Origin of the sequence: Pectobacterium atrosepticum (assembly GCF_000740965.1) — a bacterium.
Classification (GTDB): Bacteria; Pseudomonadota; Gammaproteobacteria; order Enterobacterales; family Enterobacteriaceae; genus Pectobacterium; species Pectobacterium atrosepticum.
Map to the genome: position 1 here is coordinate 1,026,129 of NZ_CP009125.1, position 17,055 is coordinate 1,043,183.

General features: G+C 46.8%; 21 protein-coding genes. 17 read left to right on the forward strand and 4 right to left on the reverse strand.

From position 1 onward, the window contains the following. The first annotated feature begins 2 nt into the window (after nt 1-2). Together GZ59_RS04630 and GZ59_RS04635 are read left to right on the forward strand one after the other, a co-directional pair. Nucleotides 3-374, forward strand: coding sequence for a hypothetical protein (locus GZ59_RS04630; protein WP_011092197.1), 372 nt, complete (start codon nt 3-5; stop codon nt 372-374). Then, the gene (locus tag GZ59_RS04635; protein ID WP_011092198.1) at nt 371-1,903 is read left to right on the forward strand and encodes a conjugal transfer protein TraG N-terminal domain-containing protein; all 1,533 of its coding nucleotides are present in this window, start codon (nt 371-373) and stop codon (nt 1,901-1,903) included. The genes GZ59_RS04630 and GZ59_RS04635 overlap by 4 nt, the downstream gene beginning before the upstream one ends. A 32-nt stretch (nt 1,904-1,935) precedes the next feature. Here GZ59_RS04635 and GZ59_RS22415 read toward each other — a convergent pair whose 3' ends face one another. The 3 genes from GZ59_RS22415 to GZ59_RS04650 form a co-directional block, all read right to left on the reverse strand. Continuing rightward, nucleotides 1,936-2,325, reverse strand: coding sequence for a hypothetical protein (locus tag GZ59_RS22415; protein ID WP_011092199.1), 390 nt, complete (start codon nt 2,323-2,325; stop codon nt 1,936-1,938). Between the two features lie 142 nt (nt 2,326-2,467). Further along, nucleotides 2,468-2,824 (reverse strand): type II toxin-antitoxin system PemK/MazF family toxin, encoded by a 357-nt coding sequence (locus tag GZ59_RS04645; RefSeq protein WP_100675184.1) that lies wholly within the window; start codon nt 2,822-2,824, stop codon nt 2,468-2,470. Beyond that, complete coding sequence (locus tag GZ59_RS04650; protein ID WP_011092201.1) at nt 2,824-3,126, reverse strand: AbrB/MazE/SpoVT family DNA-binding domain-containing protein; 303 nt, start codon at nt 3,124-3,126, stop codon at nt 2,824-2,826. Before GZ59_RS04650 ends, GZ59_RS04645 begins: the two co-directional genes overlap by 1 nt. 270 nt (nt 3,127-3,396) lie before the next feature. On the opposite strand from GZ59_RS04650, the gene GZ59_RS04655 reads away from it, so the two are divergent. From GZ59_RS04655 to GZ59_RS04660, 3 genes are all read left to right on the forward strand, one after another. After that, nucleotides 3,397-5,295: an HsdM family class I SAM-dependent methyltransferase gene (locus GZ59_RS04655; protein ID WP_039290449.1), complete on the forward strand. Its 1,899-nt coding sequence runs from the start codon at nt 3,397-3,399 to the stop codon at nt 5,293-5,295. Then, the gene (locus GZ59_RS22635) at nt 5,282-6,271 is read left to right on the forward strand and encodes a restriction endonuclease subunit S (protein WP_071598520.1); all 990 of its coding nucleotides are present in this window, start codon (nt 5,282-5,284) and stop codon (nt 6,269-6,271) included. Before GZ59_RS04655 ends, GZ59_RS22635 begins: the two co-directional genes overlap by 14 nt. Before the next feature lie 1,108 nt (nt 6,272-7,379). After that, the gene (locus GZ59_RS04660; protein ID WP_011092206.1) at nt 7,380-8,270 is read left to right on the forward strand and encodes an integrase domain-containing protein; all 891 of its coding nucleotides are present in this window, start codon (nt 7,380-7,382) and stop codon (nt 8,268-8,270) included. A 7-nt stretch (nt 8,271-8,277) separates the two neighbouring features. On the opposite strand, the gene GZ59_RS23410 is transcribed toward GZ59_RS04660, so the two are convergent. Continuing rightward, nucleotides 8,278-8,568, reverse strand: a complete 291-nt coding sequence (locus GZ59_RS23410; RefSeq protein ID WP_011092207.1) for a hypothetical protein — start codon at nt 8,566-8,568, stop codon at nt 8,278-8,280. 430 nt (nt 8,569-8,998) lie between these two features. Here GZ59_RS23410 and GZ59_RS04665 point away from each other — a divergent pair, with 430 nt between their 5' ends. From GZ59_RS04665 to GZ59_RS04720, 12 genes are all read left to right on the forward strand, one after another. Continuing rightward, entirely contained in the window at nt 8,999-9,274 is a 276-nt protein-coding gene (locus GZ59_RS04665; protein ID WP_039290452.1) for a hypothetical protein, read from the forward strand. A 79-nt stretch (nt 9,275-9,353) separates the two neighbouring features. Continuing rightward, entirely contained in the window at nt 9,354-9,680 is a 327-nt protein-coding gene (locus GZ59_RS04670) for a hypothetical protein (RefSeq protein WP_039290454.1), read from the forward strand. Between the two features lie 204 nt (nt 9,681-9,884). Next, on the forward strand, nt 9,885-10,235 hold the full coding sequence (locus GZ59_RS04675; protein ID WP_230587091.1) for a hypothetical protein: 351 nt from the start codon (nt 9,885-9,887) through the stop codon (nt 10,233-10,235). An 88-nt stretch (nt 10,236-10,323) separates the two neighbouring features. Continuing rightward, complete coding sequence (locus GZ59_RS04680; RefSeq protein WP_011092211.1) at nt 10,324-10,728, forward strand: hypothetical protein; 405 nt, start codon at nt 10,324-10,326, stop codon at nt 10,726-10,728. A gap of 210 nt (nt 10,729-10,938) precedes the next feature. After that, on the forward strand, nt 10,939-11,352 hold the full coding sequence (gene radC, locus GZ59_RS04685) for a RadC family protein (protein WP_011092212.1): 414 nt from the start codon (nt 10,939-10,941) through the stop codon (nt 11,350-11,352). Between the two features lie 102 nt (nt 11,353-11,454). Then, nucleotides 11,455-11,670 carry a hypothetical protein gene (locus GZ59_RS04690; RefSeq protein WP_039290461.1) on the forward strand — a complete coding sequence of 72 codons (216 nt, stop codon included), beginning with the start codon at nt 11,455-11,457 and terminating at the stop codon, nt 11,668-11,670. An 11-nt stretch (nt 11,671-11,681) separates the two neighbouring features. Continuing rightward, a complete protein-coding gene (locus tag GZ59_RS04695) occupies nt 11,682-12,125 on the forward strand; it encodes a hypothetical protein (protein ID WP_051122320.1) in 444 nt (147 codons plus the stop codon). Further along, entirely contained in the window at nt 12,122-12,394 is a 273-nt protein-coding gene (locus GZ59_RS04700; RefSeq protein ID WP_011092214.1) for a hypothetical protein, read from the forward strand. Before GZ59_RS04695 ends, GZ59_RS04700 begins: the two co-directional genes overlap by 4 nt. 70 nt (nt 12,395-12,464) lie before the next feature. Continuing rightward, on the forward strand, nt 12,465-12,950 hold the full coding sequence (locus tag GZ59_RS04705) for a hypothetical protein (protein WP_011092215.1): 486 nt from the start codon (nt 12,465-12,467) through the stop codon (nt 12,948-12,950). A gap of 65 nt (nt 12,951-13,015) precedes the next feature. Beyond that, nucleotides 13,016-14,977 carry an ArdC-like ssDNA-binding domain-containing protein gene (locus tag GZ59_RS04710; RefSeq protein ID WP_011092216.1) on the forward strand — a complete coding sequence of 654 codons (1,962 nt, stop codon included), beginning with the start codon at nt 13,016-13,018 and terminating at the stop codon, nt 14,975-14,977. Between the two features lie 74 nt (nt 14,978-15,051). Continuing rightward, the gene (locus GZ59_RS04715; protein ID WP_011092217.1) at nt 15,052-15,945 is read left to right on the forward strand and encodes a hypothetical protein; all 894 of its coding nucleotides are present in this window, start codon (nt 15,052-15,054) and stop codon (nt 15,943-15,945) included. A gap of 74 nt (nt 15,946-16,019) precedes the next feature. Further along, nucleotides 16,020-16,940, forward strand: a complete 921-nt coding sequence (locus GZ59_RS04720) for a hypothetical protein (RefSeq protein WP_011092218.1) — start codon at nt 16,020-16,022, stop codon at nt 16,938-16,940. Nucleotides 16,941-17,055 lie beyond the last annotated feature (115 nt).

Genomic DNA, 17,055 nt, shown 5'->3' on the forward strand with positions numbered 1-17,055 from the left:
TTATGCCTGAATCTAAAAAGATACAGTCTCAGCCTGTTTTTAAACGGCTACGACAGGCAACCAGAGTGTTGCTACTCCTGTTGCCACTTGGCGTTGGATCTATGCTTATTGCGTTTCTGATAGCGAATATCGGTGTGTCATATCCAGATGAATTCTTAGCCCTTCGTAGTTGGATGCAGCGAACGAGCATTGGCTGGTTGGTCTGGCGGTTGATGCTGTATAGCGTACTGGGATGGGGGTTCTGGAAAATCTGGCATGCCCCTAGATGTAAGCCGGAATATAAAGCCCCGCTGAGACGGATGGCCATCGTGAGTGTGATGTTTTTACTGGCGTGTGAATACGCTATGTATATCGACACAGGAATGACGCGATGACCACAAACAGCTATTTCGAGTATTTTCTGACGCTACTGGGTTGGGTCATTAATAATGGCCTGTGGAACATCCTGATTGGTACCGGACTATTTGCTGCACCTTTGGCCTTTAAAATAGTTGGTATTTGGATGAAGGTCCGAGAAGAAGGAGAGGACGAAGGAAACAAAGGAATGCTATCGCTACCCCGCATCGAAAACGCACTGTACGGTGGGTTCTTTGTGATGTTGGCCTGCTGCGTTCCGTTGATTAATTTGAGCCTGAGTACCATGCAGTACGATACGTCTCGAGCGAAAACGTGTGGAACCTGGACACCATTGTCTCCGGATGAAAGTGGGTATTCGAGCGTAGTGTCCAGCCTTAATGATCAGACTGCTGCGGTACCCTTTTGGTGGGCCGTTGTACACCGCCTGTCAAAAGGGGTAACACAGGCTGCCGTCGCGACCATTCCTTGTCGCCCGGATTTGCGCCAGGTTCGTTTTGAGGTGCAGAGAACCAATATCAGCAATCCGGCGTTGGCTGAAGAGCTTCAGGACTTTACCAACGACTGTTATGCGCTCGCGTTATATACGTGGAAACAGCAAGATCAGGGAGCCACAACGGATAAGGATGTGCTGAAGGACATTGAATGGTTAGGCAGTTCAACGTTTCGTTCCCGTTATTATGGTGAACTGAACTCAAAAATGCCGCGGTCAAATTTTCCCTGGAGCGATGCCAGGGACAGTGGGCGGCCGAATACGGGGCGGGGGGGGTATCCTACATGTAATGAATGGTGGTCCACAGCGGATACCGGTTTGCAGGATAGGGTAGTCAATCAAGCTGACCCAGGCATGTGGCTGCGTCTTTCTGCCGCACTGAAAATGATGGGGAAAAGCACGGCTGACTACAAAGAAGCAGTGATCAGGCGACTGGTGAGTCCTCAGAGCCTAAATATCTCTCAGGGAGGGCAGGTTTATGCGGGCTACGGAGGTAATGCGGACTTCACCACGATGAATACCGTCAATCGGTTTGGTGCTATTGCCGGCGGCGCGTTGGGAAGCCTGGGAGCATTTCCGGCATTTGATGCGATGCGCCAGGCGCTACCAATGGTTCAGGCTATTTTATTGATGGCTATCTACGTCATGTTGCCGCTGATCCTTGCGTTTGGTGTCTATGAATTCAAGGTCGTGATTACCCTAACGTTCGTGATATTCGCGCTGAATTTCCTGACGTTCTGGTGGGAACTGGCTCGGTGGCTCGACAGTTGGCTACTTGAAGCACTGTACAGCTCGGATACCCACAGCAGATTTAATCTGGCAGGGTTTCAAAACACCTCTGACGACCTGGTCATGACTTTTGTGATGGGAACAATGTTCATTGTTCTGCCGGCAGTATGGGTAGGATCATTATCGTGGGCAGGGCGGGATATCGGGGCTGCGTTATCCAACGCAATAGGTAGTGGAGTAAAAGATGCTAGAGTTTCAGCAAGTAGTGCTGGTGATGCTGCTAGTGGGGCAATAAAACAAGCGGCTACAAATAGGTTATCAAAATAAGTATTGCAGATTAAATAGCCTTAACAGGCTATTTAATCATCGCTGTCTCTGTAGTATTTGTTTGGATTCTCTTTATAGCTACCGCATTCGTGCGAGTCGTAAGAGTCATAGCTGCCTGATTGATAATTGGTGACGTAAACTGGTGTTCCGTCTCCTAACCCTTTTTTAGGGCTAATCAAGAAAACAGCCCAAAGTAAAAGGAACATACCACCAAGAATAAATCCACCAAACAGAATAGCGGCAATGGATAAGGTTAAAAATGCAGTAACAGGAATATGACCAAGCCACTTCGGCATATTATGACGACCAGCGGCAGCTACACACGTTGCATCCCACTGTTTCAGTCTGTTCTTTGTGCTTTTCCAGATACCTGCCGCCTTGATTCCACGCTGATAGGCTTGGTTCTTTGCTGTGCTTTGCATCTGAATATCCTTCTCAATGGAACATCTCATGGTTACATTTTAGTCTAGTAAAGGGCGCAAATCCATCAAATTAAAAGGGATTACACACCGTTTCGCTAGAGAAATCTGCCGCTACAAGACCGAATTTAAATGAATCTATTTTTCATATGCCCAATATGTTCGCCAGTGTGATTTCGACATCAGCCATGACCTGAGGTGACACCGTATCAATATATTTCGCGCTTCTTGCCTGAAAATCAAGAGAGTTCAGTTGGTGGCAAAGAATCACTCCAGTCACTTTGCCTTTCTCTGTATCACCACCGCCGATATAAACGACGATGTTTTTTTCGCGCAAGGACCCTGCGCCTGATGTTATCGCGGCACAGGCTGTAACGCCGGTTTCTTTGTTCACGGTATCAACCGATATTACGAGGAAGTAATGCGGCCCAGCAATCTCTCTACCAGCAATTGGATCTGGATTGACTAACCAAATTTCACCTCTTTTTGGCATCCGAGCCATCAAAAAATCTCCTGTCCTGCAGGCTTCAGTTGCTGAAATGGCTGTGTTGCTTCCCTTAAGATCCTGATATCCCGAGTACTTAAATCAGACACCAGTTCTTCAGGAGACATCCTGCGTTTGCGTGGCTTTACTGTCTGCGGCATGATTTTCAGTGCACCATTATCCTGGACAAGAACTACGTCTTCGCCTTCTTTCCAGTTCATCGCGAGGGCGATTTCTTTAGGAATAGTTACGATGATGGCCCTGCCCTGCTTACGCAGACGGGCGCTTTTGCCTATCGATTTTTCAACTGTAATATTCATTACACTCTCCATTGGTGCAACCGTGATAACACCAATATAGCGCAGAAAATGCTCTACCGAAAGCCCGAATAGAGAGTCAGGTGGATATCTTACATCTGTAGAAGATGGGCATGTAGGTTACATATCACACTGATAATCCGGTGTGTTTTAGTGATGGTTGTACATAACACATGGATCTTACTGACCATTCATTCGATCGCAAAACTTAATTTAGCACGATAGATAGAGGTAGCCTGCTGATTCTGCCTGATGCCACACCGGATTATCAGTATGGCAAATGAGCGAGTAACGGAAGGGTTGGTACGAGATACGTTAAGGGGGCTTGGTTACTATGGAGCAGACAACGGGATCAGCATTGAAGAGCAAAAGTCTGAAATATCCAGAGTTAAAACTTTGTTATCTAAAGCAAGTAAAAATGCAAAAGGGAACGCAGGATACCCTGAATTTATTATTTCTAACCTGAAAGATACGGCATTTCTCATTGTCTTCGAGTGTAAACATGATGTGAGAAAGCACGAAAGCCAGACTGGAAATAAACCTGTTGAATTCGCTGTAGATGGTGTCTTGCACTATGCCAAACATCTGGCAAAGGACTACACCGTTGTTGCTGTCGCCGTCAGTGGTGAAACAGCCAGCTCGATGAAAATCTCCAGCTTCTTGGTTCCTGCAGGAACGACAGAAACGAAAATTCTTACCAATGAATCAGGTGCTCCAGTGATGGAGCTGCTTCCGTTTGATGATTATTACCGATTGGCTTCTTTTGACCCCGATGTTGCGAAAAAACGCCATGCTGATCTGCTTGCCTTCTCCCGTGAGCTTCATGAACTCATATGGGCTAAAGCTAAAGTTTCCGAAGAAGATAAGCCTTTGTTGGTCAGTGGAACGTTAATCGCACTAATGAATGTCACGTTCATGAAGACATTTGACAGCCTGCCTGCAGGGGAGTTGCAAGATGCCTGGTTGGGGGCGATTAAAAAAGAACTGGATAAGGCAGAGATCCCCCAGGCGAAAAAAGACACGATGTTGCAGCCGTACACCTCTATAGCAGTACACCCCAATCTGGGTCGTCCTGACAGTAGAACGGCAAAAGAGCATCCTGGAGGCGTGTTTAAAGAGATTATTCGGAGAATTTGTGAAAATGTCTGGCCGTATATCAACATTTATCATGATTTTGATGTTGTTGGCCAGTTTTATGGCGAGTTCTTAAAGTACACCGCTGGTGATAAAAAAGCACTCGGTATCGTACTGACACCTGGGCATATCTCAGAATTGTTCTCTTTGCTGGCAAATGTCGGGCCTGAGTCGCGGGTCCTGGATATATGTGCCGGCACGGGCGGTTTTCTGATTTCAGCCATGCAACACATGCTTAAAAAGGCGGTGACAGAAGCGCAACGCCAGGATATTCGTCGTAATAGACTGATAGGAATAGAAAACAGTCCAAAAATGTTTGCTCTGGCTGCTTCCAATATGATCCTCCGTGGTGATGGCAAAGCCAACCTGCACCAGGCCAGTTGTTTTGATGATGCGATAATTCGCTCAGTAAAAGGCATGAAGCCTAATGTTGGAATGCTAAACCCACCTTATGCGCAATCGAAAAGTGATGCGGAACTCCATGAGCTGTATTTTGTGAAGCAGATGCTGAATTGCCTTCAGCCTGGCTCTATCGGTATTGCTATTGTTCCAATGTCTTGTGCCATTTCTCCTAATCCGGTAAGAGAAGAATTACTGAAACATCATACCCTCGATGCCGTAATGTCGATGCCGCCAGAATTGTTTAATTCAGTGGGAGTTGTTACTTGCATTATGGTGTGGATTGCAGGCCAGCCTCATGAATATTCAGATCGGAAAACCTGGTTTGGCTATTGGCGAGATGATGGCTTTGTTAAAACCAAACATAAAGGGCGAATTGATATTAATCATCGTTGGCCTGATATTCGTGACCGTTGGGTTGCAATGTATCGTAATCGTGAAATACACCCTGGCGAAAGTGCAACATATAAAGTGTCATCAACTGATGAATGGTGTGCTGAAGCTTATATCGAAACAGATTATACCCTTTTGACTAAAGAAATATTTGAGCAAGATATTAAAAGATTTTTGCTTTTTAATTTAATGCTTGATGTGCAAGGTAGTCCTGAGATTGGTCGGGGAGACGATGATGAAGCTTGATGAATTATTTCATGTCCGTAACGGTATTGTTAGCTCTGGGCTAAATATACAGTCAGGGCCTTTCTTTGGATCAATACCCTATTTGCGCCCTGCCAATACCCAGCAACGCACAATCTCCGGATGGATATCAAAATCGGATGTTGAAGGAAAAAATATTTATCCTGAGGGGAGTTTGTTTGTTTCAACTAATGGTGAGGGGAGTCATACATATTCTTATGTATCTTCATTCGAGTTTGCATGTAATAGTGATGTTTCAATACTTATACCTAAAATAGATATGGGTCTTAGAGATAAAATATTCTATGCACGATGCATAACAATGAATCGCTACCTGTTTTCATATGGAAGGAAGCCTAAAGGAAAACGGTTGAAAGAAATTGAAATTCCTAATGCAGTACCAGATTGGGTGAAAGATATAAATACGAATGAAACCTTAAGTGTTTTAGATGATTTTAAAAATAACACTGAGTTTCCCTTTAATGAAAAGTCAGAGAGAAAATTGGATTTTGTTCCTGTTAATAGTTTATTTGATGTGCGTTATGGACATTCTCTTGAGTTAAATAGACTTGATTTATTGAGTCGACGTGATGGTGGTATTCCATTTGTATCGAGGAAGATGGGGGGGAATGGTATATCCTCTTACGTGGCACCAATTGACTCTATACCGCCTGCACCTGCAGGAGAATTAACATGCGCTTTAAGTGGTAATGGTGTGTTATCTACCTTTTATCAGGAAACCCCATTTTATACGGGTTTTCATGTGGCTTGTCTTCGGCCGCTATTTGAAATGTCTCGCGAGGAGTTATTATATTATTGTTCATGTATATGGCAAAATCGCAATAAATTTAGTTATGGACGGCAGGCTAACCGAACACTTAAAGATCTATTAGTGCCATCACGGGACTCAGTTCCTCACTGGGTTTACGGGGCATTATCTCGGATAACTGAACAGGTTATAAGTAGTTCAGCTCGTTAAATTGTATTAAGAGCATTATTAATATGTTATCCACATATCCACGGACAAATAAGCCAGTGAGTCAGCGCCCACCAAAGGCGCTGGCGAACGGGAGCGGTCGGCGAGTGTCGAGCCGACTTTGTCAGTGGATATGTGGGTAACTATTTGACGATCCCGAATTGCGTTGTTAATATCGATTTCGCTGTACCATCGTCCACTCGGACGATCACCAATGATCTTTCAGTCTGTGAGGATCGCCTTCGGGTGACTGAATCACTTTTCCAGAGCCTGTAAGGAAAAGGGCGTGATTAAGAAGCGCGGTAAATCTGCCATCCTTTGAGAGCAGATGTCACCAGGTAGTTTAAACGCCGCTACGAGCGTGGTGATGAAGGTTCCGCTTATACACTCAAATACTGGCTCGTCTTATCGAGAGCAGATCGATAGCTTCAGCAACAATTTGATGTTGTTCGGAGTTTTCTGTTTTACGCACAATTCAAGATACGAATACGTCTAGAGCGACGTCCGACCTTTGCACGCACGTATAAGGCCATTTGGTACATTTGGCCGCTTACGGGAGTCGCAATGAAAGGCCGAAGCTGCGCGGCGTCACTTGTGTATGAGCAACGCGAATACCAAGTGACGCGCGCAGCGCGTATACGGTCAGAGCTTACGCACTGCCCGATAGACGATTCTTCTACCATCTGACCAACACGTAGTAACGGTTTTAATACGTATAAAGACGTTTTACTAGCCGTTTAATGGTCGTTCATTTAACAAACAGTCCGAATGTATGAAAGACATCATCATGAAGACATTTCTATTAGATAGAGGAGGTAATCAGCACGACATCGATGGCGACGTCAGCAACAACTGGCGTGTGGAGGTAGACTGACGAAAGTCAGCCCGGCGTAAGCCGCGAATGGGTAACACCCAGGGTGCCTTGCAACAATTCAACATTTCGCCCCCGATGCACAGATGTCTGCTGAGACGCAGGATGCGCAAAATTAAACCGTGTCGTCGGGGATGAAGTGCCTATTTTAGCTCTCTTTCAAAAGGGAGTCGGTGAGTTATGTATTCCGTTCACACGGACGGAATACATAACTCACTTCATTGGATCTGGAGGACTCATATGGCTAAGTTAAATAAGAATCTTGTGACGTTAGCGCGGGACGGTAGTGGCAGTTTTAAAACACTCAATGACCGTATGAAAATAGCCGATCGTTTTGCGGAAAGGTTAAAACGCTTGAATGTGCAGATTAGGGATGCAAAGAATATTAAGCCTCGTCATATTGAAATGTATATCAGAAGCCGTCAGGAAGAGAAAATTTCAATCAGGACATTGCAAAATGAAATGTCAGCAATACGATCCATTTTGCGTGCAGCGGGTAAGACCATTATGGCCAAACCAGAGCATGAGAGTTTGAGTAATAGAGCGTTAGGAATCTTTGGTGCAAGTCGTGACGGTTCAAAGGTTGCTATTCCAGACAGTATATATCAAAGCATTTTAGAAAAAGTAAGTGCGGCCGATAAAGGCGCAGGTGCAGCAATGGAATTATCCCGTCTTCTTGGTTTACGGACTGAGGAAACCATTCAGTCAGTTAAATCCCTTAAAACATGGCAGAAGGCGTTGCAAAATGGTGATGAGAAAGTTCGCATTGTTTTTGGTACTAAAGGAGGGCGGCCAAGAGATACCACCATTATTGAAAGGGACAGGTTAATCAGTGCAGTGAATAATGCAATACATGTTGCGAGCGAAAATAACGGTCGATTGATTAATCGTCCTGCTTTGCATTTAGCAATTGAACAGTATCGTAATATCGTTAGGGATGCAGGGCTTGTCGGAAAATATGCACCTCATAGCCTTAGGTATGCCTATACCCAAGATGCAACAAAGCTACATCTTAAAAATGGATTTAGTAAAGAAGAGGCTGACGCATTAGTCTCTATGGATTTAGGTCACGGTGATGGGCGAGGCCGTTATGTTGCTCGTGTTTATAATAAAGTTGATCCCTCGCAGTGATAAAGGATCAAGATGGTTGTTTGACCATTTCATTGTAAATCGCTGAAGCAACCAATCTTCCTTGTTCTGTTAACGCATATGACAATTTCAATCCTTCATCTCTGTATTGTTCAAAAAAACCATTTTTATGTAGAGTATGGCAGGACGTTCTTAAGTGATTTGAGTATAATGATGTACTGCGGCTTTTATTTATCATTGAGAATAGCGCAGTCACGGTTACAAAATGTTGATGACCTTTTTTTTGTTCAATTGCATACAGTAGAAATAAGACATCACGTTGGTTTTTTGAAATACGCATACTACCTCCCTCTTGTTCGTATCGGATACGATTAAATATTCTTCTTGCAAACGGTTCAATGTTTTATTCGTATCTGATACGAATAATTTAATGATGCAGAGATAGCTGAGAATATATTGAATTTAATTCCATCTTTGAGTATGTTGAAAAGGCTAACTTGTCGTCTCTGACGACCACCAATGATCTTTCAGTCTGTGAGGATCGCCTTCGGGTGACTGAATCACTTTTCCAAAGCCTGCAAGGAAAAGGGCGTGATTAAGAAGCGCGGTAAATCTGCCATCCTTTGAGAGCAGATGTCACCAGGTAGTTTGAACGCCGCTACGAGCGTGGTGATGAAGGTTCCGCTTAACTACCAATCAATCCCTCCGGGAAGCTACTTCCCGATGGCAGGGATGTGGTTTTCCAAATATTTTATTTTGGAGCAACCACTATGAACTCTTCTACTGCATATCGTGACGGATACTGGGCAGGTCAATTGTTGCTTTCACTGAAGAAAAAAGTGAAGACACGGCAGCATGTTTACAAGACCTACAGCTCCCTTCAGCTTTTACTCATCTGGACTAGTGTTGTCGCCGTTTGCTGCTTTTTGTATCTGAGCCGACTTGGTGGTTTCCAACATAAGCCTCAGCAAGATGAACCGATGGGTACCATCGTCGAACCTGTTACGGTTTCGACAGAACAGGTGTATCCGAAAGACTCTTTCTAAAACTTTAAGCAGGCAACCCAACGGGAAAATATCTTCCCGCCTGGGTGAGATGTTCTCCCGTTTCTATCAGGAGAACATCATGCAAATGGTCTTACGTCGTACGATTAATTTCACTGAACGTCTGTCTGTGTTGCTGAAGAAAAACACTCAGCAGTGCAATGACGGATTTATCGGCGAATGGATACCGAATCGCTCCGGGCATATGAACTTCCGGGCGCGAGTTTCTCGAAGTAATTCCGGATGGAGTTATCAGGTAGAAAGTCGTACCGGTTGGTTAGGCTCAAAATCTTACCGATTTGACGCTCATACTTGTCCCGATAATTCGTTTCCACAACGTCGCCAGGCAATCAAGGCTGCACAATTGTTAGCAAAACAGTTAGCAACGCTGCGTTATCGCTTCCAGTGACGTAACTCATACCCACACGGGGATTTATCCCCATGTGGAGATAAATCCCTTTTCGTTTTGAACCGAAAAAAGGATTTATCGATGCATGATTTCAATACGAAACCTTTCGTCTCGCGCTTGGCTAGTCTTCGGAGGGACGACGAATTTCTACAGCGTTCCACAACAGACCTAATCAGGATTGTCTCTGACATTGAATCTGTACTGATGGAAGCGACTGCGCTCATGCGTCTTGGTATCGATACGATTGACTGGGATGATTTGGCGCTGATGACACTTAACCAAAAAAAGATAGCGTGGGTTGCACGGCAGGTCGGTGAAATTATTGGCCTGAATCTGTTGCCTCCGGTGTTTATCGAAAAATACCTCACAGAGGTTCTCAATCCCAGTCTTTCTGTTGATGCCATTTTCTGGCAGCGCTATTTCAATAAGGGGCTGAAAGATGCAGCGAAAGTGCATGAGAGCCCGAACGCCAGTATCTGGCTGATTGATTACTACCTTTACGCGCTCAGTTTAGATATTGAACGCAACTGGTATGACGGCCGGACGTTCTACTGACTGGCCGCCATATCGTTACTCAAACTATGCGGGATTTATCCCGTTGGGGATAAATCCTTTTTCAAATTGAAGAGAGGATTTATCCGTTATGAATACTTTACTTAATCGTCTTGCTCGTAATCGTCATTCTGTCGTTGACCTGCTGTGTGTGATTTCTGACATAGAGGGAAAATTGATGGAGATTGATGCATTCGAGACACTTCGAATCAACTGCTCACCTGATGATGATGGTTTTACAGACAATGATTATCAGATTTTCGAAATCGCGCACTGTCTTGGCGAAACCTTTGGACTGAATTTTATCCCTGAGAATTACAGTCATTATTTTAATGATGTGATCTTATTAGGGAAAAAAATTGGTCAGGGATTTTGGGACAAACCCTTTCAGAATGGTGTTCTGGAAGGTAAGCATTCCTGCCGGGAATTCTCTTCTTGCCCGGAGGAATGCGGCGATTTTGATAGCTACATTAAGTGGCTCAGTCGAGTCCATTGAAATTGAATGCAACTGATGCATTTAAGGTTTGATGCATTGATAGCCTGTTTTACGTCAATTATCGACCTACGATAATTTTATCTTTCCCCCAGTGGCAATGCTTTCCGCCACCAGGGGGAAAGCATTCGCCCGTAAAAGGTCTTTTATGAGCGAATTAACCCCCCCCCTCACGCGAGCGTTTATACCGAGCGTGAAGCACGAGTCATCAATATGGCATTGGCGCTTCTTGAACGTAAGGTCAGAAAACGGGAAGCCATGACGTCTCCTGAGGACGTTAAAGCGTACTTGCGTTTCAAGCTGGAGCATATTGAACGAGAAGTTTTTGTCGCGATGTTCCTGAATAATCAAAATCGATTAATTGCCTGTGAATTCCTTTTCGCCGGAACAATTAACAGTGTTGAGGTTCATCCACATGAGGTTGTCCGACGTGCCGTTCTATTGAATGCGGCTGCGGTCATTTTTGCCCATAACCATCCGTCGGGGAATGCTGAACCCAGCAATGCCGATCGACAAATCACCGAGAAACTGACTAACGCACTCTCTTTGATTGAAGTGCGGGTACTGGATCACATCATTGTTGGCCACGGCGAAATCGTATCATTTGCCGAACGTGGCTGGTTATAACCACATAAACACTTTCGTTTAATCAGATGTTACCCCATGGGGAGAGTCTTCTCCCGCTACGGGATGACTCTCCCTTTTTTTCATTACCAAAAAGGAGAGTTCATGTCTCACATTGATATCACTCAAGAGGATCTCGTTCCGAGCGCTTCGTTTACACCAGAGCAGGAAGACGCGTTGTGTCAGTTGATACGACGGGAATGTTTTCGGCGCGATCGCAATGCACTACTGAAACTGCTCGGTTATCTCACGCTGCTGAAAGTCGCCGGTTCCCTAGTGCTTCTAGCGCTGGTCCTGCTACTTCGCGGATTAATCCATTGAAAGGATCGGTTATGCCAATGACTTTACACATACTAATTGTTCTGTTTACAGGGCTGTGGTTCATCGTGCGCTGGACGAGCAAATTGTCTGCGCGAGCGCTTGTCTGGCTTTATCAGACCTGGCGTCAGCGTTCGGAGCCGATGGAGTCGTCCGCTCATCGAATAATTTATACCGGGAAATGGCTGCTTGCTGACGATCACCAGTGCTGTGGCCGAGCCATCGTACTGCAACACCGGCACCGCTATAAGCCTGGTGTCGAACTGCTGTATTTCGGCGAGGAGACAGCTCAACCGTTTTACGGTGAACGGTACATGGATAGCGAAGACGACGCGGTTGATTCCGCATTGGCCATGCACCAGAAGCTGTTACGGAATGTGCGTCAACGTCCAAAATCTGAGCGAATACCCGCTATTGTGACGATTTCGTCAGCGGCTCAGAATGATGAAGCTGCATGATGGATAGACTGCAATCTTCTCCGGCCGTTGCGATTGATGACAGCACTTGGGCAAGACTCGTTGCGTTTACGCCTGAGCCTGCGTGCGAGACAGAGCGATTGTATCGTCTGATTCATCATGCATTGAAAGCGTTGGCTTCAAGTACACGTTCAGAAGTAACGACAGGTATTTTTTGTTTACCCAGTGACGGTGATAGAACGACACCCTTATGGCAGCAGTTTCATTTGCGCCATGAGAATGATGTTATTCATATCAGCCTGACAAACTAACACAGCATCTTATTAACCCTGACGGGGACACCCGCAGGGGTGGACTCGTCTTTTTTTCGGAGTCCATACCATGAGTTTACTAACCACTAATGAACACCACGAGTCGGCCCAGGCGACACAGGGAGCAATGAAGTCGCTGACGCGAGAGCCAGGTGTCATTGAGCGCACGCGCAGTCATTTTTATAGCTGGTTACAGGCTGAGTTTGACCGTCATTACAACACGATACGTGACGGTGGTTATCGCCGATTTCTTGAGGATCAACATCCGACGGAGCTGGAGCGTTTTGATGCGGCCTGTGAAGCGCTGCGGCGTGAAGAGTTCGGCCGTTTTGCAGAGCTTCAGACGTTGGGGCTATTTTTGCATACGCAAGTCGCAGATAAAGAGGCGCTGTTTCGCCGCCGGCGTAACCAGTTCCTGATTGCCATGTCAGCAACGGGGATAATTACATCCTCTGTCATCTGGGCCTATCTTCATCACGAGCAGTTTGTGCAGTTGTGCCATCAGGCGGTTATTGCGGGTCACGCGATCCTGCAACTGTTCACCACTGTACTCTGATTTTTGATTTTTCCCTGAGGGAGCCATCCCTCAGGGGATGGTCCCGATTTTTTGATGGAGACCACATGAAAACTTTCACATTACAGGACGCCGGCGATATCCGCCGGTTGCTAACAGAACGTCTAATGCAGAGTGTCAATGCTGGTACGGTGCCGTGGCGACAAAACATTATTCGCCATGGTGTGCCAATTCACGCACTGAGCGGGCAGTTGTTTACCGGCATTAACGTTTTATTACTCTGGCAATCAGCGTTACAAAACGGTCTGACATCAAACCGTTGGCTGACGGGCGATGACCTGCGTTCTCTGGGCGGAAGTATAATACCGGGACAGCGGCCGACAACGATCGTCAGGTACACGCCGTCACTCTCACTGTTTCGGGTTATCAATATCGAACAGTGTGACGGGTTACCAACGGAGCTGCGAGCAGGGTGGCCATGGCCCCCAGCACCTGTCCCAGGTATGGAGCGGATAGAGAAATGGCAACGCGCATCTCAGGTCCCGGTACTGTATCGAGGGCAACGTCCGGCGGTTTATCTCTCTGAAAGTGACCGTATCGAATTACCTGGTAGCGATCAGGGTAATCTGGATAGCCTGACGGCGTTGCTCGTCAGTGCTACGGGACATCCAACTCGACTGGGGCGCAGTTGTTTTACGGGTAGTGATGTTCCAGAACGGGATGAATACCTGCAAGAGAGTCTTGTTGCTGATGTGGGGCGTGCATTTCTTGCCGCACTGGCAGGGATACCTCTTGCTGGTACGCCGATGTGGAATGGTGAGTTGGGTTCAGACCCGTGGATACTGTTTAAATCTGCTTCTGAAGCAGGCAAGGCGGTTGACTGGCTGGAAAAACAGCGGTTGACCACATTGCCGTTCGATGACGTTCAGCATTGGCAGAGACTGGCAGCACATCTGTTAACCACTCACTATGGCCAGCAACTGGATGACACGACGTTAGTGTGTGACAGCGTGGTGCATCAGCACTTGCGCTACAACATTTCACCGGGCAATGCGGTAAATGCACTGGCTCGGATTTATGACTGGCCGCGGAGTGATGTGGCACCGGCATTATTCATACTGGAGTTGAATAGCGTTGCTGATGCATTCGCGAGTTTCTCACTGAATCCCGGAAGTCTGGTTGTTCATCGTGTCGCCAGCGATATCGATGATAACAAAGTCGTTCTGGAGGCTCCGGAGCTTGAAACTCTGTTTCTACCGCCACCGTTTGCCAAATCGGTCGATGAGGTTGCAGCCAACGATGAGGAAGAAGGGGGTGACCCGGATGATCCGGGAAATCTCGCCGCGCTCCCTTGGGTAAGAAACCAGGGACGTTCCAATCCACATCGGGCAACGTTTATCCGCCAGTTTCAGGAAATTGCACCGTATGAGAACCGGTGGACGGTCTTCAGCGATTTTATTCACATGTCGGCAGCGGCGTTACATAACCGGTGCCATTTTGTGCAGGAAATCGAAGATGACTACCTGCGGCGAATAAAACGTTACAAGAAAGCCGATCAGAACCGTTTCCCGTTACTGTTCAACACGCTAGTTGAGGGAATGGAATTCAGTGCTTCGGATTTTCTTGGTTCTGTATTCATGGAACTCGAGCTTGGCGATCAGCGCCGAGGTCAGTATTTCACGCCGTATTCCGTTGGCTACATGATGGCGAAACTACAACTGGCTGATGGTTTGCCTGCGCTGACCAGCGGTGAACGGGATTTCATTACTGTCTCAGATCCTGCATGCGGAGCCGGTGGGCTGATTGTCGCGATGGCGCAAGCCATGCTTGAAGCGGGCTTCAATCCACAGAAACAGATGATGGCCGTTTGCGTCGATATCGATCCCGTTGCAGCAATGATGGCGTATGTGCAACTGGCGTTATGTGGCATACCAGCGATGGTGATTGTCGGGAACAGCTTAAGCATGGAGTTCCGTCAGACCTGGCGTACGCCGTTCTGGATGATGTTTGGCTGGGAACGTAAATGGGCTCGTGAACAGGAGCGAAAAGCTCAACAGAAAGTCGCCTGATACCACAATTTAACCCTAACCGGGCGTTTCTCCCGGTAGGGGAAGCGCCCTTACTTTATTTGTAAGGAGCATCAATGCTGACAGAGCAGTTTATTCAACAGACATACCTGAAGGAGATGAACCTCTTTCTCCATCAGGATGAGTGGCAGGCAGATATCAGTAACGATCTGCAGGACTACCTGAATACGGATATCGTGTTTCATAGCCAGCGGTTGTTACCGGTCATGCAATTTATGCTCGATAACATTCCAGGCAATCGTCAGTTACGGGCACGTTGCCAACTGAGTGAGCGCATCCTGGCTCTGTGGATTTTGGGGCTGGATGCGCTGGCCACAGCCAGTGGTAATACACGATTGTTACCGCGGACGTCTCCGGAGAGTAGCGGTCGAGTTGACTGCTTGTTACCTGGTGACCCCTTGGCGTTACTGGATTTGTCGGATGCCGACTTTATCCAACTGACGGCACAGGGCGAGCGGCATACTGATGACGTCATTCCCCGTTCGCAGTTGGCGCAAACGATGCAGCACTGGTTACGGTTTGAATCCTGGCTAAGTCGTGCGCTGGCACAGACGGGAGAGCACTGTGTGGCGCAGTTGGCCGCATTGCAAAGGCGTTGTGACATTGATGAACGGGTTGTCCGACGTTTTGATACGGATTTCGGGTTTATCACGGTGAATCTGGGGGCTATTAATCCAGAGAGTGTGAGTGCGACAGACCCTGTTGAGTTCGTCAAACGGGTTTGCCGCCGTGAGATACACCCCGTTGCGTTGGAGAGCCGGATCCACTACTACAATGATGCCATCATTGGCCGTTTTTCCGTTCAGAAAGATGTCGCGAATGTGAACCGACTGACAGTGGCAGACTATGGTGATGTTGTGCGGCAGGCGATAGCCTGGCTGCGTGACGAGCGCCGACGTCTGCAGCTCGATAACCACTCACCGGCGCTAGCGTTACGCCTGGTTGCCTGACTGATTACTTAACCTTAACCCGGCAGGGGACCCTGCCGGGTCTCCTGCTATCACTATTTTGACAGGAGCACACGATGTGCATTATTCATGAATATATTCAGCAGGCGTATCAGCGGACATTAGGTTACGCACCAGATTATGACGACATATGCTGGCAGTTGGATGAAAATGTCGGTCATACCTACGTTAACACTCAAATGTTGTTTGAAAATGAACAACTGACGGCCGTAATGGAAACCATGCTGGAACGGCTTGATACAGACGATGCTAAACGTGAGCGCAGCCGGAAAGTCCTGACATTGTGGATAAACGCAACCAACTGGCTGGCTAACGAGTTAGAGCATGGGTACATGCATCTTCCTCGTGTTCACCCACAAATCAGCGGTCGTACCGACCAACTGCTGCGCGCTGACATCATGCCACTCTACGAACTGGATGAATCGGTGTTTCGTGAAGCTTCAGGGCAGGGTGATAGTGTGCCAGATGAATACGTTACTTTGGCACAGTTTCGGCAGAGTGAACGTTATTGGTTCCGCTTTATGGATCACCTGGAACGGTCATTACGGGATGTCTCCCATCAATGTGCTGAAACGCTGACGCAGTTTGTCAGCAACTGCACGTTTGAGGCGCGACGGATACGCCGCTGGTGTGGCAATACAGGAGATATACGTCTGTATATGGCTCCGCAACCCATTGACGAGATAGATATCATGGAGTTTGAGGATGATTTTTTGACCCAGCATGTTGATGCTATAGCTGCAGGAATTTATGTACCAGTGACCTTCCGCGCCGATATTCATTATCGCAATGGTGCTGTAATGAAGAGTTTTACGGGTGATACGGAAGTCAATGATCCTGAACGCCCGAATACATCGGATTATTATGAGGTTATGGTCGATGCAATTGGGTGGATTAGGGAGGAGTCAGAACACGTTGTATCGTTGGTGAACACTGCCAGTCTGTCTATATCATCGTTAAATAAACTGGCGGCTTAACAACAGAAGGCTCTCCTCTCGGGGAGCCTTCTGTTTATATTTTTGTAACTGATGCAATTATATTATTGCTTTTTATTTAAGTTTCCCAGAATATATTTTCACTATTTATCGCCCA